This is a genomic window from Variovorax sp. YR266 (assembly GCF_900107295.1).
In the GTDB taxonomy this organism is placed as follows: Bacteria; Pseudomonadota; Gammaproteobacteria; order Burkholderiales; family Burkholderiaceae_C; genus Variovorax.
On the sequence record NZ_FNPM01000004.1, the window covers coordinates 153299 to 177108 of the forward strand.

Genomic DNA, 23810 nt, shown 5'->3' on the forward strand with positions numbered 1-23810 from the left:
ACCCGAAGGCCTCATGACCGCAGCCACCAATGCCCAGACCATCGAGCGCTTCTACAGCGCGTTCGCCAAGCTAGACGCCGCCACCATGGAAGCCTGCTACGCAAGCGACGCGGTGTTCGACGACGAGGCTTTTTCGCTGCGTGGGCGGCGCGAAGTGGGCGGCATGTGGCGCATGCTGGCCACGGCCACGAAAGCCAAGGGCGCCGACGTGTGGCGCCTGACCTGGCGCGACGTGAAGGCCGACGACAACACCGGCAGCGCCCACTGGGACGCGCACTACCGCTTCAGCGCCACTGGCCGCCTCGTCGACAACAGCATCGACGCGCGCTTCACCTTCACGCCCGAAGGGCTGATCGCGACGCACCGCGACAGCTTTCCGTTCTGGACCTGGTCGCGCCAGGCGCTCGGCACGCCGGGCCTGCTGCTCGGCTGGACACCCATGCTGCACAACAAGGTGCGCGCCACCGCCGCAGCCAACCTCGCCACTTTTCTTGCACGCCAGCCATGAGCAACAACACCGCCCTCACCTTTTCCAACAACGAAGCCCAGCACCGCTACGAGGCCACGCTGGATGCCAAGCTCGCGGCCTATGCCGAGTACAACCTGCTGACCGACGCGATCATGTTCACGCACACCGAGGTGCTGCCGGAACACGAGGGCAAGGGCGTGGGCTCGGGCATCGCGAGGCACGTGCTCGACGAGGCGCGCGCCAAGGGGCTGCATGTGATTCCGGTGTGCCAGTTCATCGCGGGCTACATCCGCAAGCATCGCGAGTACGCCGACCTGGTGCGGCCGGACATCCAGCGCGCCTTCAAGATCTGACGGAATCGGCCTTCGGCGCGGGCAGCCACGCGAAGGCCGCGATGCCCAGCACCAGCAGCGCGGCGATGGTGGCCAGCACGGCCGTCAGCGGGTCGCCGCCATGCGCCGACGCCACCGAAGCGGCGACGCCCGTGCCCCACTGCATGAGCGCCACGCCGAGGAACATCGCCATCGTGAACACGGCCATCGCGCGGCCGGTGAGCGTGGCCGGATAGGCGCCGCGCACGTCGGCGTATTGCCAGACGATGAAGCCGGAGAGCACGCCGATCAGCACCATGCCGGCGATGTCGAGCCAGGCCGAGTGCAACACCGCGATGAGCGCGAAGAGCCCCGCATAGCCGAGCGCGCAGATCACGATCCAGCGGCGTCGCCCGGCGCCGTCGCGGTCGAGCCGGCCGAAGAGCGGCGCGCCGAACAGCGAGATCACCGACACCGCCAGCGCGACGTTGCCGCTCTGCACCAGCGAATAGCCGTGGCGCTCCATCATCAGCGGGCCGAGCCACAGGCCGCGCAGCGAGATGAAGGCGGCGTAGGTGACCGCCCCCAGCACCATGATGCCCAGCGTGTGCGGCATGGCGAACAGCGCGCCGAACTGGCGGATCGCCTCGGGGATCGACTCCTTGACCTGCGGCACGGCCGAGGCGGGCTCGTGCACCCAGTACCAGATTGCGAGCCATGCCAGCGCAGCCGCCACGGCCAGCACCAGGAAGCCCGCGCGCCATGAATAGGCCTGCACCAGCCACGCCAGCGGTGTGCCAGTGGCCAGCATGCCGAGGCCGCCGACGGCCAGCACCATGCCCGACACGGTGGCGAAGCGCGCCGCCGGAAAGTGCCGCGCGATGAACACCGTGCACACCAGGAAGGCTGGCGCGCAACCCACGCCGATCAGCGCCTGGCCCGCTACCAGCACGAGGTAGCTGGACGACACCGCCGACAGCAACGCCCCTGCGATGGCGACAGGAAAGGCCACCAGCACCGTGCGGCGCACGCCATGCAGGTCGATGCCGATGCCCATGAACAGCTGCATGGCGCCGAACGCAAAGTGAAAAGCCCCCGAGAAGATCCCGAGGGCCTGGGCGGAGAGATGAAAGTCGGCCTGCAGCGGGCTCGCCATGATGGCGCCGACCGTGCGGAATGCCTGGCTCAGCGCGACCCCGGCGCACAGCGCCAGGACCATCACCCAGGCCGCGCGCGGCGTCAGGGGTGCACTGCCAGTGCCACTGCTAGGTGGCACCGTGGCACTTCTTGTATTTTTTTCCGCTGCCGCAGGGACACGGGTCGTTGCGGCCGGGAGCAGCTTCCTTGCGGATGGTCTCGGCCTTCGGGCCCAGGCTCTTCCAGAGCTGGCGCAGGTCGTACACGGCCCAGATGGCAGCGCCGAAGTCGTCCAGCCGCTGCTGGCTCACGCTGGGCGGGGCGTCGTCGCTGTACATCGACAGCGTGGGCTTGGCGTTGTCGTCCTCGGTGAGGGCGACGATGTTGTCGAGTGCGTCGTCGAGCATGCGCGCAGCATCTTTGTCGCGCGGCGTGGCCCAGTCTTCGGGCCAGTTCTCGACCGCGTACATGAAGCCCAGCGCCCAGACCTGCGCGAATGAGGGAATCGCTTCGCCGGCCACTTCGGCACGTTCTTCCTCGGGCAGCGAGGCGATGGCGCCGCGGGTGTCGAGCACCTCGGGTTGCCAGCTGCGTTCGTCGTCGAGGGTTTCGACGGGGGCATCGAGGCCCTCTTCGATCTCGACCCAGCGGCGCTTCCAGTTCCAGACGAACTCCATGTGCTGCGCGGACGAGAAGCTGTCGCCCAGCAGCACGGGCCAGTATTCGGACGGCATGATGGGCCGGCGGGTGCAGATCAGCGCGGCCATGAAGCCCTCGCAGAACTCCCATTGGGGGATTTCCTCGTCGTGCTCGCGCATGGCGTCGAGCGCCTGGTCGAGTGCGTCGAAATCGTCGGGGCCGAGGGGGGACTGGGCTGCGGAGGTGGCCTCTGGGGGCGAAATGGGGTCGGGAATGGTCGTCATGGCAAGTTCGGGGCAGCCCTCTATGATGCAGCAGGCTCCGGTCGAGACTATTTCTATGCCCACGATTATTCCGTTTCCGACGCGCTACAGCGCCTTCGCCCTGTGCGTGGTCGGTCTGGCGGCCTGCCTCGCGTTCGTGCTGGTGTCGCCGCACCTGTGGCTGGCCTGGATCGGCGTGGCCGTTTTTGCGGTACTTACAGGTACCGGCGTGCACGACCTGCGGCAGGCCCGCCACGCCATCCTGCGCAACTACCCGGTCATCGGCCATTTGCGCTTTCTGCTGGAGTTCATCCGGCCAGAAATGCGGCAGTACTTCATCGAGAGCGACTCGGAAGCCGCACCCTTCTCGCGTGCCCAGCGCTCGCTGGTGTACCAGCGCGCCAAGGGCGACCCCGACAACCGGCCCTTCGGCACGCAGCTGAACGTGACCATCGCGGGCTACGAGTGGATCAACCACTCGATGCAGCCGACGAAGCTCGAGAACCACGATTTCCGCATCGTGATCGGCGGCACGCCGCAGCCGGTGGGCGCCAACCCGGCGCAGGTCTGCACGCAGCCCTACAGCGCGAGCGTATTCAACATCTCGGCCATGAGCTTCGGCGCGCTGTCGGCCAACGCCATCCTCGCGCTCAACAAGGGCGCGAAGATGGGCGGTTTTGCGCACGACACCGGCGAGGGCTCGATCTCGCAGCATCACCGGGTGCACGGCGGCGACCTGATCTGGGAAATCGGCTCGGGCTACTTCGGCTGCCGCAACGACGACGGCACCTTCAACGAAGAACGCTTCACTGCCAACGCACGCGACCCGCAGGTGAAGATGATCGAGATCAAGCTGAGCCAGGGCGCCAAGCCCGGGCACGGCGGCGTGCTGCCGGCCCCCAAGGTCACGCCCGAGATCGCGGCGGCGCGCGGCGTGCCGGTGGGTGTGGACTGCATCTCGCCCTCGTCGCACAGCGCGTTCTCCACGCCGACCGAGATGATGCATTTCGTCGCGAAGCTGCGCGAGCTGTCGGGCGGCAAGCCGACCGGCTTCAAGTTCTGCCTGGGCCATCCGTGGGAATGGTTCGGCATCGTCAAGGCGATGCAGGCCACCGGCATCACGCCCGACTTCATCGTGGTCGACGGTGCCGAGGGCGGCACCGGCGCGGCGCCGGTCGAGTTCAGCGACCACGTGGGCGCGCCGCTGCAGGAAGGCCTGCTGCTGGTGCACAACACGCTGATCGGCGTGAACCTGCGCCACCGCATCAAGATCGGCTGCGCCGCCAAGGTGATCACCGCCTTCGACGTGGCCCGCATGATGGCGCTGGGCGCCGACTGGTGCAACGCCGCGCGCGGCTTCATGATGGCGCTGGGCTGCATCCAGGCGCAGAGCTGCCACACCGGCCATTGCCCCACGGGCGTGACCACGCAGGACCCGCTGCGCCAGCAGGCGCTGGTGGTGCCCACCAAGGCCGACCGCGTACGCAACTTCCACCGCAGCACGCTGCATGCGCTGCAGGAGCTGGTGCAGGCCGCGGGCCTCGACCATCCGCAGCAGATCACCGCGCACCACATCGTGCGCCGCATTTCCGACACCGAAGTGCGCCTGTTGAGCAACCTGGTGATGCAGGTGCAGCCGGGCGCCCTGCTCGGCCCGCTCGACGAGCAGCACAATGTTTTCCGTACCTACTGGCCGCTGGCCAGTGCTGAGAGTTTCCAGCCCGTCACACAGGGCCCGCAAGGGCTTGTGACGGGCTTTGCAATGGCCGCATGAGTGCAGCGCCGGGCCGCCCCAAGCAAGCTCGTACCGCAGCACGGAGTGCGGAGGTATCGACCTGATGAATCCTTTGAGACGAGGCGCCAACGCGCGCCTGCAAACGCGCAAGGGCGCAGCTTCGGCGCCCGCGCCCCTCGACGCGCTTTCCCCGAACCCGCCAGCGCCCAGCGACTACGCGGAGTTCCTGCGCACCACCCTGCCCCAGCAGAAGAAGAACGTGGCCAGCCACCGCTTCGGCAGCGAACGCGTGTGGCTCAAGAAGGCCGGCCCCCGGCACGGCAAGTGGGGCTACCGCGTGATGGCGGCGGTCGCGCGCATGGCGCGGCTGGACATCATCAAGCCGGTGCCCAACCCGGGCGGCGAAGCGGCCATCGCCACCGAGGCGCGTCGGCTGAAACAGCTCGCGGCCGCCGGCCTGCGCGTGCCGGTGGTGCTGGCACAACAGGCCGATGGCCTGCTGATCTCCGACCTGGGCGAAAGCGGCCGCGCGACGGTCGTGCTGCAGGAGCGGCTCGACCAGGCCGCCGCAGCGGGCCCCGCGGCGCTGCTGGCTGTTTGGCGCGAGGGCCTGACAGCAATCGCCGCCGTGCACGTGCGCGGCCAGCACCTGAGCCAGGCCTTCGACCGCAACCTCGTGCAGTGCCCTGACGGCGTGATCGGCTACATCGATTTCGAGGACGACCCGGCCGAGGTCATGACGCTGGCCGAATGCCAGGCGCGCGACTGGCTGAGCTATCTGCATTCGACGGCCATGATGCTGGAAGCCGCCGCGCCGCAGGCTGCCGGGCAGCACTGGCATGCGGCGCTGTCCGGCGTGAACGAAGAGGTGCGCGAGCGCATCGCGAACGCAGCGCGGCGCATGAAGTGGGCGCAGAAGCTGCCGGCGAGCCGGCGGTGGGGGCGCGATACGCAGCGGGTGCGGGCGGTGGCGCGGTTGCTGGGGCGGTGGTATCTGGCGCCTCTCCCGAATTAGCGACAGTCGTTGCGCGAGTTATTGGCGATCGAGTCGCTTCTGCCGCCATTTGCGGAATGCCCAGTCGCCCAACCAACCACCCACGATGGCGCAAATTGCCTGCACCGCAAGGGCGATTACAAAGGCTTGAGTTAGATCGCTCTCGCTTTGCGCTTTGTTCATTTCGTACCACTGGCCAATGGGCACGAGCACGCACTTTGCCACAACAAAACTGAGCGCCAGCCCCCCCAGCACAATGCAGATGAGGCGAAGTAGGATTTTCATGAAACCTGCCAAAACCAAATAGCTTGCGCTAGACGCATGTCAGTGATGATCCCCTCCCAAGAGAGATGCCACTGCACACGGAAATATGACATGAGTTCTGTCATCCGCGACCCATTCCAGAGGTCGATGTGGTCACCTTGTCTCCCCTACGTTGATCGCGCATTGGTCCTTGTAGGTATCTTTGTCCAGCAGGTCATCGTCGCCCTTGATATTGGGGTGATTCGGCCAAAGAGTCGCAAAAGATGGTTGCATGGTTTCCAGTCATAGCAAAGGCTGAAGGGGTGGCGTCGGTGCCGCAAAAAAAGCAAGGGACTGCAATGCCTATTCGCCGCAACCATCCTTGCCTTGCTGAAAAATCTAACAGCGTCCTGACAAGGATCGATGACTAGAAGGTTGTCAATTGATACCCGACACCCGAACCATTGAGGCAGCTAGGCCGCGAACGTCGCCTGCACCGCCACCCCACGCAGCGCCAGCCTCTTCTTCATCGACAGCACCGCCCGATCCTTGCTCAGCAGCAGCGCCCGATGCGCCACAGCCAGGTCGATGAACACCTGGTCATCAGGATCGCTGCACACGCAAGGTGCGCGCGGCGGAATGCCCTCGACCATCTGCACCCGCGCGTCGAAATCTGCCAGCACCGCCGGCACCTGCAGTTCGCGCTGCGCCATGCGCCTTGCAATCAGCGGATAGCCCAGCACGCGTTCGAGCTCCATGCGCATGGCGGCCGTAACCAGCCAGCGCAGTTCTCCCGCGGCCAGCCGCGCAGTCAGCGGCTCCCAGGCCGGATCTTCGAAGACCAGCAGGTCGAGCGCGATGTTGGTGTCGATGACGACGGGGGCGGAGGGTTCTGTCAACGTCATGGAATGTGCGGGGGATATCGCCGATGTTGCACCATGCGGGGCCGGCGTCAGGCCCGAGTCGGTTCGGCCGACGACAATGCTCCCGGGCGCTTGCGCGCCCTGCCTCATCACAGCATCCGCCCTCTTTCATGAAACGTCTCCCGCTGCTCTGCCTCGTCCTGCTCGCCTCCGTGGGTGTCCGGGCCGAGTGGTTCACGCTGTCGGGCACGCCCGGCGACGCCACCAGCAGCTACGTGCAGGTCGAGCCGACCACCGTCGAGGTGGACGGCTCGAACCGCCTCGTGAGCCTGCGCATGAGCCTGCCTGAAGACCGCACGGGCCGCGACGGCATCAGGTTCCGCTCTTTCCAGGCCCGGGCCAAGGTCGATTGCGAGGCCCGCAGCGCGCGCTACGTGAGCGCTACCTACTTTGGCCATCCGGATTTCGTCGGCGAGCCGGTCGCGGTAAGGCATTTCGAGGAGAGCGACGTGCGCACCGTGACCCTGGCCGGCGCGCGCGACCTCGTCACGCGAACGATCAACGCGGCCTGTGCGGTTCGCCCCAAGGAAGCCAAAGAACAGCAGCCGAAGCCCGAAGGCGAGCTACTTCCGCGCTGAGCCCGCAACCATGTCGAAGCGGAACAGGCGGCATTCGATAGGGCCGTTCCACATCGGCACGCGGCGCGATTCCTTCAGGCGCATCTGCTTGGGCAGCTTCAGGTCGGGCGTGAGCACCCAGGCGGTCCAGCCGGCGTAGTTCTTCTTCCAGTGGGTGGCGAGCTGCGGGAAGAATTCGCCGCCGTCGCCCCCTTCGCCTGCTTCGGTCTGCGCCGATTCGCGCGCACCCGAGCGCCCCGTGCCGGCCACGCCGCCCACCTCGATGCGCTCGCCGTACGGCGGGTTGAGCATGATCACGCCGCCCTCGGCCGGCGGCATGCGCTGCAGCGCGTCGCCGCCGCGGAACTCGATGGCCTGCGCCACACCGGCGCGCTCGGCGTTGCGTTCGGCAAAGTCGACCATGCGGTGCGACACGTCAGAGCCGAAGATCGCCACGCCGCCCTCGCGCACGGTCGTCTCGGCCTCCTGCCTGATGGCGGTCCACACGTGCGCCTGGAACGGCAGCAGCTTCTCGAAGCCGAAGCGCCGCAGCGACCCGGCCGCGATGCCGCGCGCGATCTGCGCCGCCTCGATGGCAATAGTGCCGCTGCCGCAGCAGGGGTCGTACAGCGGCTGGGTCGACACTTCGCCCGTTTCGGGATTCCACCAGCCGCTGGCGGCCAGCATGGCGGCGGCCAGGGTTTCCTTCAGCGGGGCGTCGCCCTTGTCCTGGCGCCAGCCGCGCTTGAACAGCGGCTCGCCCGAGGTGTCGATGTAAAGCGTGCAGGTGTCGGTGGTCAGGTGGGCGAACACGCGGCAGTCGGGCCACTGGGTCTCGATGCTCGGGCGCACGCCGTTGGCCTTGGCGCGGAAGCGGTCGGCAATGGCGTCCTTGATGCGCAGGGTGGCGAAATTCAGGCTCTGCAGCGGGCTGTGCTGGGCGGTGGTCTCGATCTTGAAGGTCTGCTTCGGGGTGAACCAGATCTCCCAGGCCACGCCGTTGGCAATGGCGTACAGGTCGTTCTCGCTGCGGTAGGGCGCGTGGGCCAGTTCGACCAGCACGCGCTGCGCGAGCCGGCAGTGCAGGTTGAGCTTCAAGGCGTCGCGCCAGTCGGCGCGCACGCGCACGCCGCCGCGCAGCGTGAGCAGGTCCTGGCCGACGCGGCCGGTCAGGGCGTGCACCTCCTGGGCGAGGAATTCCTCGACGCCGGCGGCGCAAGGCAGGAAAAAGGAGAGATCGTTCACGGAAATTAGGCCATCGGGGAACCCGACTAGGGGACTCCATTGTCGCCGCGTCACGCACCTTCTCTATATAGTCGATTCGCCGATGACCCCCACCCCCGCATCACCGACCGCGCCGGCCGCCGCCAGCGACAGCAGCGACGACCGCTTCGCGATCCAGTGCGAGGTGCTGCGGCTGTCGGTCCGGCCCATCGGTCCGGTGCTGCTGGTGCAGTACCTGCTGAACTGCGGCGTGGCGGCGCTCTTCGCCTGGCAGTACTCGCTGACGCGCGCGCTGGTCTGGATCGCGCTGGTCACGGGGGTGACGGTAATGCGCGGCTTCTTCCCGCAGCGCCTGCCAGAGCCCTTCGCGCCCGAAACGCTGCGCGAGGCGCAGCGCACGCACACGCTGCGCACGGCCATCTGGGAGCTGGCGCACGGGCTGGCCGGGGTGCTGCTGTTCAACCCCGCGAGCGCCGACCTGCAACTGCTGCTGGGCCTGATCCTGATGGGCATGACGCTGTCGTCGGCCTTCTCGGTGTCGTTCTACACGCCGGCCACGCAGCTCGCCATCACGCTGCTGCTGGCGCCGATCATCGTTACCGGCCTATGGATGGGCGCGCCGGTGATGATGGCCGTGGCGGTCATCGGCATCGGCCTGATCGCGATGATGTGGAAGCTGGTGGCCGAGCGCTCGCGCCAGCTCGAAGAGAACATCGGCCTGCGGCTCAACGAACGCACCCTGCGCGAACAGGCACTGGCCGGCCTGCGCGCCTCCGAGCATGCGCAGGCCGAGCGTCTGCGCTTCTTCTCGGCCGCCAACCACGACCTGCGCCAGCCGGTGATGGCCATCGGCCTGCAGGCCGAGGTGCTGCGCCAGCAGCTGAACAACGGCGCGGACATGGAGGCGGTGCAGCACACGGTGGGCTCGCTGGCGCGGGCGCAGCAGGCGCTGGAGGGGCTGACCAACCAGCTGCTGGAAATCGGCCGCATCGAGGCCGCGGTCGATCCGCTGCGCCCGGCGGCAGTGCCGCTGGCACCGCTGCTGCAGGAACTGGCGCGGCAGGCGGGCGACGGCCGGGTGCTGGTGCGCTGCCCGCGCGACGCAATCGCCTGGAGCGACACGGTGTCGCTGCGCCGCGTGCTCGCCAACCTGGTCGACAACGCCGTCAAGTTCACACCGCGCGGGCGCGTGCTGCTGGCGGTGCGGGCGCGGCGGCGAGGCGCCGGCAGGGCCTGGCGCGTGGAGGTGCGCGACAGCGGCATCGGCATCGCGGCCGACGCGCAGCAGCGCGTGTTCAACGACTTCGAGCAGATCGGCAACGTCGAGCGCAACCTGCAGCGCGGCCATGGGCTGGGCCTGGCGATCGTGCGGCGGCTGGCGGCGCATCTCGGCATTGCGGTGTCGCTGCGCTCGGCGCCCGGGCGAGGGTCGGTGTTCAGCTTCGAACTGCCTGCAGCGCCGGAAGGCGCGGTGGTGGCGACGCGCCCCGCTGCCGTGGCGCAGAACGATGGCGACGAGGCGGCGCGCACGCCGTTGCGCCCCGGGCTCGCCGTGCTGGTGGTGGAAGACAACACGGTGGTGGCCGACAGCCTCTCGGCCCTGCTGCTGCAATGGGAAGTGGAGCCGCGCGTCTATGCCAGCGCCGCCGAGGCGCTGGCGCTGGCCGACCTGCGCGCGCTCGACGCGGCGCTGTGCGACATCCGCCTGCCGGGTGCGCTCGATGGCATCGCGCTGGCCGAGAAGCTGCAGCGGCAGAAGCCCTCATTGGCGATCGCGCTGATTTCGGCCGACATCAACGAAGCCACCCAGCGGCTCGCCGCCGAGCGCGGCTGGCATGCGCTGCGCAAGCCGGTGCAGCCGGACGAACTGCGCGGCGTGCTGCTGAAGGCGCAGCAGCTGCGGGGCTGACCGAGGCCACCGGGCTGGCACGGGCCCTGCTGTGCTGTCATGGCTTCCGATATATGCTCCGCGCACAGGCCGCCAGCCCTGCCTTCGATGTCCACCGACACATCCCCCCCTCCCCTCGCCGCCGACCCGCGCTACGACCCGCTCGCGATCGCGCTGCACTGGCTGCTCGCGGCCCTGATCGTCGGTTCGTTCGGCGTCGGGCTCTACATGACAGGCCTGCCGTTCTCGCCGCTGCGGCTGAAGGTCTACAGCTGGCACAAATGGGCGGGCATCACGATCCTCGCGCTCTCGGCGCTGCGGCTGCTGTGGCGGCTGGGGCACCGTCCGCCGGCGCTCCCGCCGGGCATGACGCGGCTGCAGCTGGCCAGCTACCGCATCAGCCACACGCTGATGTACCTGCTGTTCTTCGCGGTGCCGCTGTCCGGCTGGGCTTACAGCTCGACCATGGGCATGCCGGTCGCGTGGTTCGGCGTGCTGCCGCTGCCCGACTTCGTGCCGGTCGACCACGACTTCGCCGAGGCGGTGCTGCAGCCGTTGCACCGCAACTGCGCCTTCGTGCTGGCGGGCGTCACGCTGCTGCACGTGGTGGCGGTGCTCAAGCACCACTGGATCGACCGCGACGGTCTTCTGAAACGCATGTGGCCCGGGCCACGCAAGGAATCTGCTCGATGATGAAGCGACTGTTTTTCCGCCTCTTGCCGTCGCTCGCGGCACTGGCCTTCGCGATGGCGCTGCCGGCCGGCGCCGAGCCCGCGGCCGCGAAGCTCGTTGCCGACAAGAGCCAGATCGTGTTCGTCACCAAGCAGATGGGCGTGCCGGTCGAAGGCACATTCAAGAAGTTCGACGCACACGTCGCCTTCGATCCGAAGAAGCCCGAGGGCGGCAGCGTCGCGCTGCAGATCGACACGGCCAGCGCCGGCTTCGGCGTTCCGATGAGCGACGCCGAGCTGCCCAAGCAGCCGTGGTTCGACGCCACGCATTTCCCGCAGGCGAGCTTCCAGTCGAGCGCCATCAAGGCGCTGGGCGACGGCAAGTTCGAGATGGCGGGCAAGCTCACCATCAAGGGCACGGCCAAGTACGTGACGGTGCCCGTCAGCATCGCGGCGGCCGGCGGCAACTACGCGGTGGCCACTGGAAGCTTTACGATCCAGCGGCTCGACTACAAGGTGGGCGACGGCGAATGGACCGACACCTCGATGGTCGGCAACGAGGTGCAGGTGCGCTTCAAGTTCACGCTCACAGGCCTCGGGCCGCTGTGAACGGCCGAATGGGCCTGCCCTCCCCTCACTCACTTTTCTCTTTCATGACCCACACAACCAACGCCATGAAAAAGCTCCTTCTCGCCGCGGCCCTGTCGGCCGCCGCGTTCACCGGCGCCACGGCACAGCAGCAACCACAAGGGCCCGAATACACCGCGCCAGCCGTGGCCGCCAAGCCCGCGGGCGGGCCGGTGAAAAACGCCAACTACGTGGTCGACCCGACGCACACCTTCGTGATGTACGAAATGGGCCACTACGGCACCACCACCAACCGGGGCCGCTTCAGCACCAAGGACGGCTCCGTGCAGATCGACGGTACCGGCGCCAGCGGCAAGGTCGACATCACGATGGACATCAGCTCCATCAACACCGGCGTCGACCTGCTCAACCGCCACGTGCAAAGCAAGGACTTCTTCAACGTGGCCGAGTTTCCGACCGGCCGCTTCGTGGCCGACCGCATCGACTTCAGCGGCGGCAAGGTGGTCGACGTGCCGGGCACGCTCACGCTGATGGGCCAGACCAGGCCGGTGACGCTGAAGGCCGTGCGCTTCAACTGCTACCTGAGCCCGCTGATCAACCGCCAGGTGTGCGGCGGCGACTTCGAGACGACCGTGGAGCGCAGCGACTGGGGCATCACCTGGGGGCTGAACTTCGGCTTCGAGAACAAGGTGAAGCTGCTGGTGCAGGTCGAAGCGGTCAACGTGCAGTGACACCGGAGAAGGCAAGGCCATGATGGACACCACCCTTTCGCTGCTCGGTATCGCCGGCGCCATGACTGTGGGCGCGATGAGCCCTGGCCCCAGCTTCGTGATGGTGGCCCGCACCGCCGTGACCTCGCGCACCGACGGACTGGCCGCAGCGCTGGGCATGGGTGCCGGCGGGCTGGTCTTCGCGATTGCCGCGCTGGCCGGGCTGCAGGCGGCGTTCCTGGCCGTGCCGGCGCTGTACGTGGCCATCAAGGGCCTGGGAGGCGCCTACCTCGTCTACCTGGGCTTTCGCATCTGGAGCGGCGCGCGGCAGCCGCTGGCCGTGGCGGCGCAGGAGACGGACGGGTCGCCGCGCCAGCAGGGCCGTAGCGGCCGCACCTTCCTGCTGGGCCTGGCCACGCAGGTCAGCAACCCGAAGACTGCCGTGGTCTACGCCAGCATCTTCGCGGCCTTCCTGCCGCGCGAGGTGCCGCTGGTGCTCGCACTGGCGGTGCCGGCGGTCATCTTCTGCATCGAGACGGGCTGGTACGCCATCGTGGCGCTGGCGCTTTCCTCGGCAGCGCCGCGCTCGGCCTACCTGCGCTACAAGGTCTGGATCGACCGGGCCGCCGGCGGCGTGATGGGGCTGCTGGGCCTGCGGCTGATCTGGTCGGCCGTGCGCGGCAACTGAGCCGACGCTACAACAGGCTCTCCGGCGTCAGCGGCGCCAGCAATTCGAGCATGGTCCGGTCCCAGAAGCCGGAGTCGGGCTCCTCGCTCAGCACGGTGAGCTTGCCGGCGTCGTCGCTGACCCATTCGATGCGCGACTCGTTGCTGCCCTCGGCAAAGCGCAGCCGGTAGGCGCCCTGCTGCTTGAGCACGTCGATGAGCTTGAGCGCCTGTTGCGCCATCTCGGGGCTGCGGATGAAGAGACCGATCTCGGTGTTGTGCGTCTCCGAGCGCGGATCGAAATTCATCGAGCCGACGAAAAGAATGCGCCGGTCGATCACCGCCGACTTGGCATGCAGCCTGCCCACCGAGGTGCCGAACAGGCCGAGCCGCACGCTGCGCCGGGTGCGCGTGGAGCTCAGTTCGTAGAGGTCGGCGCCGAGCTTGAGCATGTCGGGCCGGTAGCGGCGGTAGGCGGTGTGCACCAGCGGCTCGTCGGTGGCGGCCAGCGAATTGGTGACGACGCTGATCTTCACGTTGCGGCCGCGGATCTCGCGCATCACCTCCAGCCCCGAGGCGCCCGGAATGAGGTAGGGCGAGACGATGGTCACCTCGGAGCGCGCACGGCGCATCTGCTCGACCACGTTGTAGCGCACGCTGTCGACGTCCAGCAGCGGCACGCCGCCGTATGAGACGGTCTTGCCGATCACGCGCTCGGGCGAATCGGCGTAGGCCTCTGCGGTGGCCCAGATCAGTCCGAGCTTGCCGGCGTTCAGGTCTTCCGCCATCGGGCTGTAGCCAAGCAGGTCGTTGGGCGCGGGCGGCGGCGGCGGTGGCGTGGTGTCGGGGCCGGTGGCGACGTCGAAGCGCTTCTGCAGCTCCTCGCGCGACAGGTCGCTGCTCACCACCGACTGGATCGGCCGCACGTAGATGCTGTTCCAGTACTGGTCGAACAGGCTGCCCAGCCGCGGGATCAGCGCGCCGGTGACGAAGGTGTCGAGGTCGAGGAAGTTCTCCCCCGCCGTGCGCCTGAAATACTGGTTGCCGATGTTGCGCCCGCCCGCCACCGCCATCGCGCCGTCGGCAATGAACAGCTTGTTGTGCATGCGGCGGTTGACGCGGCTGAAGTCGAAAAGCGACGCGCTGAAGCGCTTCAGCAGGCTGCCGCGCCCGGCCGGGAACGGGTTGAACAGGCGCAGCTCCACGTTGGGCGTGGCGGCCAGGCCGAGCAGCAGCTCGTCTTCGCCGGAGGTGTAGAGGTCGTCCATCAGCAGCCGCACGCGCACGCCGCGCTGGGCGGCGTCGCGCAGGGTGCGCATCAGGTAGCGGCCGGTCTCGTCGTTCTCGATCTGGTAGTACTGCACGTCGAGCGTGCGCTGCGCGCGGCGGGCCAGCTGGATACGGGTGTCGAAGGCGAAGTCGCCGCCGGGCATGAGGCGAAAGCCGCTCAGGTCGGGGTCGGGCTGGGAGGCCAGCGCGATCTTGCCGAGCGCGGTGTCGGCTGACACGGCCATGGCCTTGGTGGGCGGGCGCGGCGCCTCGTCGGGCAATGTGGCGCAGCCTGCGAACAGCAAGACCGCAGCCATGACGAAAACCCAATGCCCACAACGCGAAAGCGACGGCAGGCGACGGGTCATCGGTGGCTTTCTACAGGGCCTTGCGCAGGTTGGCGGGCGCGATGCGCAGCGCCTCGCGGTACTTGGCCACGGTGCGGCGCGCGCACTCGATGCCCTGCTCTTTCAGCATCTCGGAGATCTGGCTGTCCGACAGCGGCTTCTTGATGCTCTCGGAGCTGACGAACTGCTTGATCAGCGCGCGCACCGCGGTGCTCGACGCATTGCCGCCGGTCTCGGTGCCCAGCGCCGAGCCGAAGAAGTACTTGAGCTCGACCGTGCCGAAGGGCGTGGCCATGTACTTGGCGGTGGTCACGCGCGAGATGGTCGATTCGTGCAGGCCCAGCTCGTCGGCGATCTCGCGCAGCACCAGCGGGCGCATCGCGAGTTCGCCGTGCACGAAGTAGCTCTTCTGCCGCTCGACGATGGCGTTGCTCACGCGCAGGATGGTGTCGAAGCGCTGCTGGATGTTCTTGATGAACCAGCGCGCCTCCTGCAGCCGCTGCGACAACGCCTGGCTGCCTTCGCCCTTGTGCGACTTGAGTGCGCCGGCATAGATGTCGTGCACGCGCAGGCGCGGCATCACCTCGGGGTTCAGCATGACGCGGAACTTCACATTGGTGCCGCGGCCCGTCTTGGTGACGATCACGTCGGGAATGACGATGTTGCGCTCGACGTCGACGAAGCGCCGGCCCGGCTTGGGCTCGAGCCGCGCGATGATCTGCAGCGCCGAGCGCACCAGCTCCTCGTTGCTGCGGGTGAGCGTGGCCAGGCGCTTGAAGTCGCGGCGCGCGAGCAGCTCCATTGGCTGCTTGCAGATGGCAATGGCGGTCTTGCGGACCAGCTCTTCCTCGTCGGTCTCGTCCTCGCGGGCCAGGGCGCGCAGCTGGATGCCCAGGCATTCGCCGAGGTCGCGCGCGCCGACGCCGGCGGGTTCCAGGCTCTGCAGCAGGCCGAGCGCCACCTGAAAGTGATGCACGAGGTCGTCGAACTGGTCGTTGTCGTCGCCGGCCAGGCCCGAGGCCAGTGCGGGCAGCGAGTCTTCCAGGTAGCCGTCGTCGTTGAGCGATTCGATGAGAAAGCGCAGCGCGGCGCTGTCGTTCTCGTTCAGGCGCAGGCTCAGCGCCTGGCGGTGCAGGAAGGACTGCAGCGACTCCTGGCTGCGCGCGAGTTCGGTGGCGTCGGCACGTTCGTCGTCGCCGAGGTTGTTCTGGCGCGCGGGCGCATCGCTGCCCCATTCGCTGTCGTCGGGCGCCATGTCGACGGTGCCGTCGCCTTCCCAGTCGGGCTCGCGCTCGGTGATTTCGGCAGCGGGGCCGTCGGTGTCGGCCGTGGTGGTGGTGCTGGTTTCGGTGGAAGCAGTGGACGCGCTGGCGGCGGGCGAAGCGAAGTCGCTTTCGCCGTCGCCGCTATCGCCGCCGTCGTCGCGCGGCACCGGGGCATCGGCCGTGTCGAGCCCGAATTCCTCGCGCGCCGCTTCTTCAGCCGTGCGCTCGAGGAACGGGTTCTCGTCGAGCATCTGCTCCACCTCCTGGCTCAGTTCGAGCGTGGAGAGTTGAAGCAGCCTGATCGACTGCTGCAGCTGTGGCGTCAACGCCAGATGCTGCGAGACGCGAAGGGATAGCCCTTGCTTCATGGGAACCGCTCCCGCCCTTACATGCGGAAGTGTTCGCCCAAGTACACCCTGCGTACTTCGGCGTTGTCGACGATCTCCGAGGGTGTGCCTTGTGCCAGCACATGCCCGTCGCTGATGATGAAAGCGTGATCGCAGATGCCCAGCGTTTCACGCACGTTGTGGTCGGTGATGAGCACGCCGATGCCGCGCTCTTTCAGGAAGCTGATGATCCGCTGGATTTCGATCACCGCGATCGGGTCGATGCCGGCGAAGGGCTCGTCCAGCAGGATGAAGCGCGGCTGCGTAGCCAGCGCACGCGCAATTTCGACGCGGCGGCGCTCGCCGCCCGACAGCGCGAGCGCGGGCGAATCGCGCAGGTGGTCGACGCGCAGGTCGGCCAGCAGCTCGGCCAGGCGCTCGTCCATGTGCTGCTTCGACAGCGGCGCCATCTTGCCGTTCTCGTCGGGCTCGCTCTGGAGCTCGAGCACGGCGCGCACGTTTTCCTCGACCGTGAGCTTGCGGAAGATCGAGGCTTCCTGCGGCAGGTAGCTCAGGCCCATGCGGGCGCGGCGGTGGATCGGCATGTGGGCGATGGGCTCGCCGTCGATGCTGATGTCGCCCGCGTCGGCACGCACCAGCCCCACGATCATGTAGAACGAGGTGGTCTTGCCCGCGCCGTTCGGCCCGAGCAACCCGACGACTTCGCCCTTCTGCACGTCGAGCGAGACGTCTTTCACGACCGTGCGGCTGCCGTAGCTCTTCTTCAGGCCGCGCGCGATCAGGCGGCTGCCCGGTGCGCCGTTGGCGTCCTGCGTTCCTGCGGTTTCGATCACTTGCGGGTTTCTCCCTGGTCACTGAGCGTGGTGCTCTGGCGCAGGCCCTTGCCGGGTGCGGGCGTGGGCGCCGGCGGCGGCGCCTTCGCGCCGGCCGGGGCCGAGGCACCGGCTGCCGGTGCGGTGGCGGCCTTGGGGGTCAGGATGGTCTTGACGCGCCCGCCCGGGGTGGACGCGTTGACGGCGGTGTTCGGCGGCACGGTGGAACCGTTGACCGTGTAGGTGTCGTTGCTCTGGTCGTAGACGATCAGCGCGCCCTGGCTCTCGTCGTTCGGCGTAGCGCCGAGCAGGCGGCGCATGGTGGCATTGCGGATGAACTTGACGTTGTCGGCGCGGCTGTCGTACTCGATGACTTCCGACTCGCCCTCGATCCACTCGTCGGGCGCATTGCGTTTCTGCTTGTAGTAGGCCCGCTTGCCCGGTGCCGCCGTGACCACGCCGTACTGGTAGCCCTCGGGGTCCTGGCGTACATCCATGCGTGCGCCGCGGATGATGATCGTGCCCTTCGTAACGAGCACGTTACCGGTGAACACGCTGGTCTGCTTCAGGTCGTCGTAGCGCATCGAGTCCGACTCGATGTTCATCGGCTTGGTGCGGTCGGCGGTTTCGGCCAGTGCGCCCGAGGCAAGGCCGGCCAGCAACAGCGCGCCGGCGGCCAGGCGGCCGATGCGACGGAAGAAGGGAGTGGTGGGGTGAGAGTGCAATGTCATAGAGGCACGAAACTTGCTCGGCATTGTATGCGGCTGATTGCGTCAGCCCCGCACGCACAGATGAAAAAGCCCGCCGATGCGGGCTTGACTTTCTTCCTGGATTTCTCTCGGGAATTCCTCCAGGAACACCGCGGAACCGGCTCCGCCGGACCGCGATCCTGGGGGGTCAGCCCTTCTTCGCTTCGCCGATCAGATAGTTCACGACCTGAAGCACTTTGGTCATGTTGCCGGCGGTTTCGCCATCCACATACCAGCGGCCGGCCACGGCCATTGCCGGCACGCCAGCCACCTTGTAGGCGTCGGTCATTTGCGAGGCGCGCTTGGCCTTGCTGGCCACGCCGAAGGAGGTGAAGACTTCCTTGAACTTGGCGCCGTCCAGGCCGTTCGCGGCGGCCCAGGCAATGATGTTGGCGTCGCCGTTCACGTTCTGGCGCTGCGCGTGGATCGCGTTGAACACCTTCGGCTGATATTCGTCGACCTTGCCCATCGCCTCGAGCGCGTAGTACAGGCGCTGCTTGGCTTCGACGTCGTTGCCCACGAAAGGCACGGGGATGCGGCGGAAGGCGACTTCCTTGGGCACCGTCTTGATCCAGGCTTCCAGCGCCGGCTCGAAGTCGTTGCAATGCGGGCAGTTGTACGAGAAGAACTCGACCACCTCGATCTTGCCCGTGGGCGCGTCGACCGGCACGCGCTTGTCGAGCACCAGGTATTCGGTGCCGGCCTTGGGCGCGCGCGCCTGGGCGTGGGCCGGGTTGGCAGCCAGGGACAGCAGCCCGAGCGAAGTGGCGGCCAGCGAAAAGTCACGACGTTTCATTGAAAGAGCTCTCCAGTTGTTACGGCAGACTGAGCCGGCGCGCGGCGGGGAGTTCCCCCTCATCCGGCGCGCCCGAGGCAGTGGATGGTGGCGGCAAACGCCGCGCGGCGAAGCTTAGGGGCTATTTGTGTCGGCTGCCGGGTCAGCGCTGCACGCGAACCAGCGCCGAATCCATGCCGCCGCCGTCGAGCCGCTCCTTGAGGCGGTCGGCGTCGTCCTTCTTGTTGAAGGGGCCCGCGCGCACGCGGTAGACGGTGCGGCCCGCCTGCTCGCGCTCGGTGACCTTGGCCTCGACGCCCATCAGCGACAGCTTGGCGCGCTGCGCCTCGGCGTCGTCGGTGGTGCGGAAGGCGCCGGCCTGCACGAAGTACATGAACGGATCGGGGCCCGAACTGCTGCTGCCGGCATTGCTGTTGCTGCTCGGTGCGGCCGACGCGGTGGTCGTGCTGCCGGAGCTGGCGCCGCCGCCCGAGCGCGCCCGGGCCAGGTCGCCCAGCGGATCGTTCGACGGCGGCAGGGCATTGGCTTCGGCCGGCACCGGCGCAGGGCGCGGCGGCTTGGGCGCCACCACCACGGGCACCGGCGGTGCGGTCGTGGGCGGGGCGGTGGCAGGGGCCACGGCGGTGGTGGCCGGCTCGCCGGTGACGGGGTTGACCGGGCCGGTAGGTGCGGGCGCCGGCTTGGCAGCGCCTGCCTTGCCGGCCAGCGGCGCGTTCGGGTCCCAGTCGCGGTTCTTGCGGGCTTCGGCCTCGTCCTGCTCGGCGCCGCCGCGCTGCGTCTTGGTCACGAACGGGATCGGCACCTTGGTCACATAGACCGCGATGCCCAGCGCGACGCCCAGGCCGAGCACCAGCCCGATGATCAGGCCGATGACGATGTTGCCGCGTTGTCTGGTTGTCTTCTTCATGGTGAGGAGGTTCACATCTTGCTCGGCGCACTGACGCCGAGAATCGCGAGGCCATTGTGCAGCACCTGCGCGGTCGCGGCGACCAGCGCCAGGCGGGCCAGCTTGACCTTTTCGTCGTCGACCAGGATGCGCTCGGCGTCGTAGTAGCTGTGGTAGCTGGCGGCCAGCTCGCGCAGGTAGAACGTGACGTCGTGCGGGGCGAAGTCCTTCGACGCAGCCGTCAGCATGGCCGGGTACTTGGCCAGCAGCAGCATCAGCGCCTGGGCGGCCGGGCTTTCGAGCGGCGACAGGTCGACGTCCTTCAGCGTGGCGGCGTCGCCGCCCCAGCCGGCCAGCACCGAGCAGATGCGCGCATGCGCGTACTGCACGTAATAAACCGGGTTGTCGTTGTTTTTCGTCACCGCGAGGTCGACGTCGAAGGTGTATTCGGTGTCGGGCTTGCGGCTGAGCAGGAAGAAGCGGATGGCATCGGTGCTGGTCCACTCGATCAGGTCGCGCAGCGTGACGTAGCTGCCGGCGCGCTTGCTGATCTTGACCTCTTCGCCGCCCTTCATGACGCGCACCATGGTGTGCAGCACGTAGTCGGGGTAGCCCTCGGGAATGCCTTCGCCGGCCGCCTGCAGGCCGGCGCGCACGCGCGCGATGGTGCCGTGGTGGTCGGTGCCCTGGATGTTGATGACCTTGTGGAAGCCGCGCTCCCACTTGGCGATGTGATACGCGACGTCGGGCACGAAGTACGTGTACGTGCCGTCCTGCTTCTTCATCACGCGGTCCTTGTCGTCGCCGTAGTCGGTCGACTTCAGCCACAGCGCGCCGTCTTGTTCGTAGGTCTTGCCGGCGGCCACGAGCTTCTGCACGGCAGCTTCGACGCGGCCGCTGGTGTAGAGGCTGGACTCCAGGTAGTACTGGTCGAAATGAACGCGGAAGGCCTGCAGGTCGAGGTCTTGCTCGCGGCGCAGATAGGCCACGGCGAACTCGCGGATCGCGTCGATATCGTCGATGTTTCCGCTGGCGGTGACTTCGCGGTCTTCCGACTTGACGGTCTTCTTCGCCTTGAAGTCTTCGGCGATGTCGGCGATGTAGTCGCCGTTGTAGGCAGGGGCCTTCTCGCCGCTGGGCCATTCGGCGTCGCCGGGCTTGAAGCCGCGGGCGCGCAGCTGCGTGCTGGTGGCCAGCGTCTGGATCTGCACGCCGGCGTCGTTGTAGTAGTACTCGCGCCAGACGCTTTCGCCCTGCGAGGCGCGCAGGTTGCAGATGGCGTCGCCCAGTGCCGCCTGGCGGCCGTGGCCGACGTGCAGCGGGCCGGTCGGGTTGGCCGAGACGAACTCGACCAGCACCTTTTCGCCGGTGGCGGGCTGTTGCCCGAAAGTATTCCCGGCCGACAGCACCTCGCGCACGATCTGCTGCTTGGCCGTCGTCTTCAGGCGGATGTTGAGAAAGCCGGGCCCGGCGATCTCGATGGCCTCGACCCATTGGCCGAAAGCGGGGGTGGCGAGCAGCGCAGCGCTCAGTTGCTCGGCCAGCTCGCGGGGCTTGCGCCCCAGCGGTTTGGCGAGCTGCATGGCGGCCGTGCTGGCGAAATCGCCATGCGCAGCCACCTTGGGCGACTCGAACGCGGCTTTGGAGCCAGCGCCGGGCGAGAAGGATTCGAGCGTGTTCGCGAGCGCCGCGAGCAGCTCCTGTTTGACCAATAGCATCCGGGAATTTTACCGGGGGCAAACCCGGGTGCAGTTGACGATGGTCATCCGATTGTTGGCTTGGCCCGTTAGGATGGTCGGCCCCGAGGCGGGGCTCCTGTCACAACCCAACCTTGCAAGGACACATCACCATGAAGAAGCTCCTTTCCCTGCTCGCACTCGGCGCCTGTCTTTCCTTCGGCGCCGCACAGGCTCAAGACAAGGCCGCCACCCCGGCACCAGCCCCCGCCGCCGCTGCTGCACCCGCTGCCGCCGCCGGTGCAAGCTGCGAATCCAAGGCTGTGGACAAGAATGGCAAGGCCCTCGCTGGCGCGGCCAAGGCCAGCTCCATCAAGAAGTGCGAGAAGGACACCAAGGCTGCAGCTGCTCCCGCCTGCGCCGCCAAGGCCGTCGACAAGAACGGCAAGGCACTGGCCGGCGCCGCCAAGAACAGCTTCATGAAGAAGTGCGAGAAAGACGCCAAGGCCTGAAGCCACGCTGCGCTAACAATTGTGAAAAGAGGCCCGCCACGTGCGGGCCTTTTTCATGGCCGCGCCAATGCACCACGCTACTTCAGCACGCCCAGCAGGTTGTTGAAGTCGTCGGTCCAGGGCCGCTGGCCCGGCTTCGTGGCGATCGGCGTCGCGGCCTCCCGTATCAGCTCGCGCGCCAGCACCTGCGGATCGCGCGCGACCAGCACCCAGTCGGTACGGTGCAGCCAGTCGGACTGCTCGGCTTCGTCGTGCACCAGCACCGCGTGCAGTCCCCGGGCCTCGGCCACTTTGGCGATCACGGGAGCGAGCGCCAGGAACCGGTTGGTCACGTGAAAGGCGATCACGCCGTCGGGCTTCATGTGCCGCAGGTACACGTCCATCGCCTCGGCCGTGAGAAGGTGCACCGGCACCGAATCCCCTGAAAAGGCGTCGACCGCGAGCACGTCGAAACCCTGCGCCGGCTCTCGCTCCAGCGCCAGCCGGGCATCGCCGAGCACGCGCTCGATGCGCGCTTCGCTGTCGCGCAGGAAACTGAACTCCTTGTCCGCCAGCGCGAACACCTGCGGATTGATCTCGTAGAAGCGGTAGACGTCGCCGCTGCGGCCATAGGTCGCGAGCGTGCCGGCACCCAGCCCGATCAGGCCCACGCGACGCGGCCCGGCCGGCGCAGAGTCGATCGCGCGGCCGATGCCGGAGGTTTCGCCGTAGTAGGTGGTGGGCTCGTGCCGGCGCTCCGGGTCCAGGAACTGCGAGCCGTGCTTGATCGACCCATGCGCCAGCTGGCGCACGTTGTCGGACGGAGGATCGCCCGTCGTGTCGTAGACCAGCAGCGCCCCATAGAAATTGCGCTGCAGGCTGCGCGCGCCCGACCGGTCGCTGCCGACCTGCAGCAGCAGGAAGAGCGTGCAGCAGGCGGCCAGCACCACGCAGCAGACCCGCAGCCACACCCGCTGGCGCAGCACGGCCGCCGCCGCCAGCGCGGTCAGCATCAGGCCGAGCCCCAGCTCGTAGTACGCCACCAGCACATGCGGCGCGACCAGCCCGACCGTCACCCCGCCCAGCGCCCCGCCGAGCGACATCATCAGATAGAAGCGCGTGAGGTAGCGCGGCCCCGGCCGCAGCTTCGCGGTTTCGCCGTGCAGGAACATGCACAGCACGAACAGCCCCGACACATACAGCGGCAGCGCAATGCGGACCTCGGCGCCGATGTGGTGCTGCAGGCCGAAGGCGCACAGCAGCAGCATGACGGCCGCCAACGGCAGGAACACGCCGCGCCTGTACCAGCGGTCGCTCTCGAAGCACAGGACGAAAGTCAGCAGATACAGCGACAGCGGCAGCACCCAAAGGAATGGCACCGCGGCAACGTTCTGGGTGATGTGGTTCGTCACGGCCAGCAGCAGCCACGACGCCAGCGCCGGCAGCGCGAGCCACAGCAGGTAGTCGGCGACGCGCGGCGGCTTGTCCTCCACGACAACCTGGGCGGCTTGGCCCGGCGATGACTGCTGCGGCACTACCTCGGCCGTCAATCGCCGCGCCATGTACAGCGTCGTGCCGGCACACAGCACCACGAAGGCGGCGTAGCCCCACGACCATCCGTGCGCCTGCTGCAGCAGCGTGCTGCGCGGCTCGATCAGCACGGGATAGCTCAGCAGCGACAGCAGCGAGGCCAGGTTCGACAGCGAGAAATAGCGGTACACCTGCGCTCCCCACGGCGTGCGCGCCACCCATGACTGCACCAGCGGCCCGGTGGTCGAGAGCAGGAAATACGGCAGGCCGATAGTGCCGAACAGCAGCCCCAGGATCCGCCAGGCCGGGTCTTCGGCGCCCGTCGGCTTCCAGTTGGCGCTCACCACGATCGGAAGAAACGCCAGGCTCGCGAGCAGCAACGCCACATGCAGCACGGCCTGCGCCCGCATGCGCAGATGGCGCGTGACCCAGTCGGAATACGCGTACCCCGCGAGCAGCACCACCTGGAAGAACACCATGCAGATCGACCACACCGCGGCCGAGCCGCCGAACCACGGAAGAATCTGCTTTGCGACCAGTGGCTGGACCAGGAACAGCAGGAACGCGCTGCTGAAGATGGTGCCGGCAAACAGAAGCTGGATGCCGGGGTGTCCCATGCCGGGC

The 23810-nt window shown here is 67.9% G+C and carries 24 protein-coding genes; 11 read left to right on the top strand and 13 right to left on the bottom strand.

The genetic code is table 11. The features are described from left to right. The first annotated feature begins 13 nt into the window (after positions 1 to 13). Together BLW48_RS12615 and BLW48_RS12620 are read left to right on the top strand one after the other, a co-directional pair. On the top strand, positions 14 to 508 hold the full coding sequence (locus tag BLW48_RS12615) for a nuclear transport factor 2 family protein (RefSeq protein ID WP_093175141.1): 495 nt from the start codon (positions 14 to 16) through the stop codon (positions 506 to 508). Then, on the top strand, positions 505 to 822 hold the full coding sequence (locus tag BLW48_RS12620; protein WP_093054135.1) for a GNAT family N-acetyltransferase: 318 nt from the start codon (positions 505 to 507) through the stop codon (positions 820 to 822). Before BLW48_RS12615 ends, BLW48_RS12620 begins: the two co-directional genes overlap by 4 nt. Here the strand turns inward: BLW48_RS12620 and BLW48_RS12625 are convergent. Together BLW48_RS12625 and BLW48_RS12630 are read right to left on the bottom strand one after the other, a co-directional pair. Further along, entirely contained in the window at positions 812 to 1999 is a 1188-nt protein-coding gene (locus BLW48_RS12625) for an MFS transporter (RefSeq protein ID WP_093054134.1), read from the bottom strand. The two genes, BLW48_RS12620 and BLW48_RS12625, sit on opposite strands and share 11 nt — an antisense overlap. A gap of 46 nt (positions 2000 to 2045) precedes the next feature. Then, positions 2046 to 2840 (bottom strand): YecA/YgfB family protein, encoded by a 795-nt coding sequence (locus tag BLW48_RS12630; RefSeq protein ID WP_093054132.1) that lies wholly within the window; start codon positions 2838 to 2840, stop codon positions 2046 to 2048. 55 nt (positions 2841 to 2895) lie between these two features. Between BLW48_RS12630 and BLW48_RS12635 the strand changes: the two genes are divergently transcribed. Then, positions 2896 to 4593, top strand: a complete 1698-nt coding sequence (locus BLW48_RS12635) for an FMN-binding glutamate synthase family protein (protein ID WP_093175143.1) — start codon at positions 2896 to 2898, stop codon at positions 4591 to 4593. A 64-nt stretch (positions 4594 to 4657) separates the two neighbouring features. Continuing rightward, positions 4658 to 5569: a BUD32 family EKC/KEOPS complex subunit gene (locus BLW48_RS12640; protein WP_093054128.1), complete on the top strand. Its 912-nt coding sequence runs from the start codon at positions 4658 to 4660 to the stop codon at positions 5567 to 5569. Positions 5570 to 5587: 18 nt separating this feature from the next. Here the strand turns inward: BLW48_RS12640 and BLW48_RS12645 are convergent, their stop codons facing one another. Together BLW48_RS12645 and BLW48_RS12655 are read right to left on the bottom strand one after the other, a co-directional pair. After that, positions 5588 to 5833, bottom strand: a complete 246-nt coding sequence (locus tag BLW48_RS12645) for a hypothetical protein (RefSeq protein ID WP_093054125.1) — start codon at positions 5831 to 5833, stop codon at positions 5588 to 5590. A 431-nt stretch (positions 5834 to 6264) separates the two neighbouring features. Further along, positions 6265 to 6696 (bottom strand): putative toxin-antitoxin system toxin component, PIN family, encoded by a 432-nt coding sequence (locus tag BLW48_RS12655; protein WP_093175146.1) that lies wholly within the window; start codon positions 6694 to 6696, stop codon positions 6265 to 6267. Positions 6697 to 6824: 128 nt separating this feature from the next. Between BLW48_RS12655 and BLW48_RS12660 the strand changes: the two genes are divergently transcribed. Continuing rightward, on the top strand, positions 6825 to 7292 hold the full coding sequence (locus BLW48_RS12660) for a surface-adhesin E family protein (RefSeq protein ID WP_093175149.1): 468 nt from the start codon (positions 6825 to 6827) through the stop codon (positions 7290 to 7292). Here the strand turns inward: BLW48_RS12660 and BLW48_RS12665 are convergent. Beyond that, entirely contained in the window at positions 7278 to 8516 is a 1239-nt protein-coding gene (locus tag BLW48_RS12665; protein ID WP_093077016.1) for a THUMP domain-containing class I SAM-dependent RNA methyltransferase, read from the bottom strand. The two genes, BLW48_RS12660 and BLW48_RS12665, sit on opposite strands and share 15 nt — an antisense overlap. Positions 8517 to 8598: 82 nt before the next feature. Between BLW48_RS12665 and BLW48_RS12670 the strand changes: the two genes are divergently transcribed. The 5 genes from BLW48_RS12670 to BLW48_RS12690 all read left to right on the top strand — a co-directional run bounded on the left by BLW48_RS12670 (position 8599) and on the right by BLW48_RS12690 (position 13040). Next, positions 8599 to 10404 carry an ATP-binding response regulator gene (locus tag BLW48_RS12670; RefSeq protein ID WP_093175151.1) on the top strand — a complete coding sequence of 602 codons (1806 nt, stop codon included), beginning with the start codon at positions 8599 to 8601 and terminating at the stop codon, positions 10402 to 10404. An 87-nt stretch (positions 10405 to 10491) separates the two neighbouring features. After that, complete coding sequence (locus BLW48_RS12675) at positions 10492 to 11076, top strand: cytochrome b (protein WP_093175154.1); 585 nt, start codon at positions 10492 to 10494, stop codon at positions 11074 to 11076. Then, entirely contained in the window at positions 11076 to 11663 is a 588-nt protein-coding gene (locus BLW48_RS12680; protein ID WP_093175651.1) for a YceI family protein, read from the top strand. Before BLW48_RS12675 ends, BLW48_RS12680 begins: the two co-directional genes overlap by 1 nt. A 65-nt stretch (positions 11664 to 11728) precedes the next feature. Continuing rightward, a complete protein-coding gene (locus BLW48_RS12685; protein WP_093175156.1) occupies positions 11729 to 12373 on the top strand; it encodes a YceI family protein in 645 nt (214 codons plus the stop codon). Between the two features lie 19 nt (positions 12374 to 12392). Further along, entirely contained in the window at positions 12393 to 13040 is a 648-nt protein-coding gene (locus BLW48_RS12690; RefSeq protein WP_093175159.1) for a LysE family translocator, read from the top strand. A 7-nt stretch (positions 13041 to 13047) separates the two neighbouring features. On the opposite strand, the gene BLW48_RS12695 is transcribed toward BLW48_RS12690, so the two are convergent. The 7 genes from BLW48_RS12695 to argS all read right to left on the bottom strand — a co-directional run bounded on the left by BLW48_RS12695 (position 13048) and on the right by argS (position 21207). Further along, positions 13048 to 14655, bottom strand: a complete 1608-nt coding sequence (locus BLW48_RS12695; RefSeq protein ID WP_093175161.1) for a phospholipase D family protein — start codon at positions 14653 to 14655, stop codon at positions 13048 to 13050. A gap of 10 nt (positions 14656 to 14665) precedes the next feature. Beyond that, on the bottom strand, positions 14666 to 16267 hold the full coding sequence (rpoN, locus tag BLW48_RS12700; RefSeq protein WP_093077007.1) for an RNA polymerase factor sigma-54: 1602 nt from the start codon (positions 16265 to 16267) through the stop codon (positions 14666 to 14668). 17 nt (positions 16268 to 16284) lie between these two features. After that, a complete protein-coding gene (gene lptB / locus BLW48_RS12705; protein ID WP_093054106.1) occupies positions 16285 to 17079 on the bottom strand; it encodes an LPS export ABC transporter ATP-binding protein in 795 nt (264 codons plus the stop codon). Continuing rightward, on the bottom strand, positions 17076 to 17789 hold the full coding sequence (lptA, locus tag BLW48_RS12710; RefSeq protein ID WP_093175164.1) for a lipopolysaccharide transport periplasmic protein LptA: 714 nt from the start codon (positions 17787 to 17789) through the stop codon (positions 17076 to 17078). The genes lptB and lptA overlap by 4 nt, the downstream gene beginning before the upstream one ends. 166 nt (positions 17790 to 17955) lie before the next feature. Beyond that, positions 17956 to 18603, bottom strand: coding sequence for a thiol:disulfide interchange protein DsbA/DsbL (locus BLW48_RS12715; RefSeq protein WP_093175166.1), 648 nt, complete (start codon positions 18601 to 18603; stop codon positions 17956 to 17958). 142 nt (positions 18604 to 18745) lie between these two features. After that, entirely contained in the window at positions 18746 to 19510 is a 765-nt protein-coding gene (locus tag BLW48_RS12720; RefSeq protein WP_093175654.1) for an SPOR domain-containing protein, read from the bottom strand. 11 nt (positions 19511 to 19521) lie between these two features. Next, positions 19522 to 21207: an arginine--tRNA ligase gene (argS, locus tag BLW48_RS12725; protein WP_093175169.1), complete on the bottom strand. Its 1686-nt coding sequence runs from the start codon at positions 21205 to 21207 to the stop codon at positions 19522 to 19524. Positions 21208 to 21338: 131 nt separating this feature from the next. Here argS and BLW48_RS12730 point away from each other — a divergent pair, with 131 nt between their 5' ends. Then, positions 21339 to 21677, top strand: a complete 339-nt coding sequence (locus tag BLW48_RS12730; protein WP_093077002.1) for a hypothetical protein — start codon at positions 21339 to 21341, stop codon at positions 21675 to 21677. 77 nt (positions 21678 to 21754) lie between these two features. Here BLW48_RS12730 and BLW48_RS12735 read toward each other — a convergent pair whose 3' ends face one another. Next, on the bottom strand, positions 21755 to 23803 hold the full coding sequence (locus BLW48_RS12735; protein WP_093175171.1) for a spermidine synthase: 2049 nt from the start codon (positions 23801 to 23803) through the stop codon (positions 21755 to 21757). Positions 23804 to 23810 lie beyond the last annotated feature (7 nt).

Excerpts from the sequence above, each read along its gene's own strand:
- rpoN (WP_093077007.1), bottom strand. The coding sequence starts at position 16,267 with ATGAAGCAAGGGCTATCCCTTCGCGTCTCGCAGCATCTGGCGTTGACG.
- BLW48_RS12715 (WP_093175166.1), bottom strand. The coding sequence starts at position 18,603 with ATGAAACGTCGTGACTTTTCGCTGGCCGCCACTTCGCTCGGGCTGCTG.
- BLW48_RS12680 (WP_093175651.1), top strand. The coding sequence starts at position 11,076 with ATGAAGCGACTGTTTTTCCGCCTCTTGCCGTCGCTCGCGGCACTGGCC.
- BLW48_RS12735 (WP_093175171.1), bottom strand. The coding sequence starts at position 23,803 with ATGGGACACCCCGGCATCCAGCTTCTGTTTGCCGGCACCATCTTCAGC.
- argS (WP_093175169.1), bottom strand. The coding sequence starts at position 21,207 with ATGCTATTGGTCAAACAGGAGCTGCTCGCGGCGCTCGCGAACACGCTC.
- BLW48_RS12635 (WP_093175143.1), top strand. The coding sequence starts at position 2,896 with ATGCCCACGATTATTCCGTTTCCGACGCGCTACAGCGCCTTCGCCCTG.
- BLW48_RS12645 (WP_093054125.1), bottom strand. The coding sequence starts at position 5,833 with ATGAAAATCCTACTTCGCCTCATCTGCATTGTGCTGGGGGGGCTGGCG.
- BLW48_RS12660 (WP_093175149.1), top strand. The coding sequence starts at position 6,825 with ATGAAACGTCTCCCGCTGCTCTGCCTCGTCCTGCTCGCCTCCGTGGGT.
- BLW48_RS12695 (WP_093175161.1), bottom strand. The coding sequence starts at position 14,655 with ATGACCCGTCGCCTGCCGTCGCTTTCGCGTTGTGGGCATTGGGTTTTC.
- BLW48_RS12620 (WP_093054135.1), top strand. The coding sequence starts at position 505 with ATGAGCAACAACACCGCCCTCACCTTTTCCAACAACGAAGCCCAGCAC.
- BLW48_RS12630 (WP_093054132.1), bottom strand. The coding sequence starts at position 2,840 with ATGACGACCATTCCCGACCCCATTTCGCCCCCAGAGGCCACCTCCGCA.
- BLW48_RS12625 (WP_093054134.1), bottom strand. The coding sequence starts at position 1,999 with ATGGTCCTGGCGCTGTGCGCCGGGGTCGCGCTGAGCCAGGCATTCCGC.
- BLW48_RS12670 (WP_093175151.1), top strand. The coding sequence starts at position 8,599 with ATGACCCCCACCCCCGCATCACCGACCGCGCCGGCCGCCGCCAGCGAC.
- BLW48_RS12640 (WP_093054128.1), top strand. The coding sequence starts at position 4,658 with ATGAATCCTTTGAGACGAGGCGCCAACGCGCGCCTGCAAACGCGCAAG.
- BLW48_RS12730 (WP_093077002.1), top strand. The coding sequence starts at position 21,339 with ATGAAGAAGCTCCTTTCCCTGCTCGCACTCGGCGCCTGTCTTTCCTTC.
- BLW48_RS12685 (WP_093175156.1), top strand. The coding sequence starts at position 11,729 with ATGAAAAAGCTCCTTCTCGCCGCGGCCCTGTCGGCCGCCGCGTTCACC.
- BLW48_RS12675 (WP_093175154.1), top strand. The coding sequence starts at position 10,492 with ATGTCCACCGACACATCCCCCCCTCCCCTCGCCGCCGACCCGCGCTAC.
- BLW48_RS12720 (WP_093175654.1), bottom strand. The coding sequence starts at position 19,510 with ATGAAGAAGACAACCAGACAACGCGGCAACATCGTCATCGGCCTGATC.
- BLW48_RS12615 (WP_093175141.1), top strand. The coding sequence starts at position 14 with ATGACCGCAGCCACCAATGCCCAGACCATCGAGCGCTTCTACAGCGCG.
- lptA (WP_093175164.1), bottom strand. The coding sequence starts at position 17,789 with ATGACATTGCACTCTCACCCCACCACTCCCTTCTTCCGTCGCATCGGC.
- BLW48_RS12690 (WP_093175159.1), top strand. The coding sequence starts at position 12,393 with ATGATGGACACCACCCTTTCGCTGCTCGGTATCGCCGGCGCCATGACT.
- BLW48_RS12655 (WP_093175146.1), bottom strand. The coding sequence starts at position 6,696 with ATGACGTTGACAGAACCCTCCGCCCCCGTCGTCATCGACACCAACATC.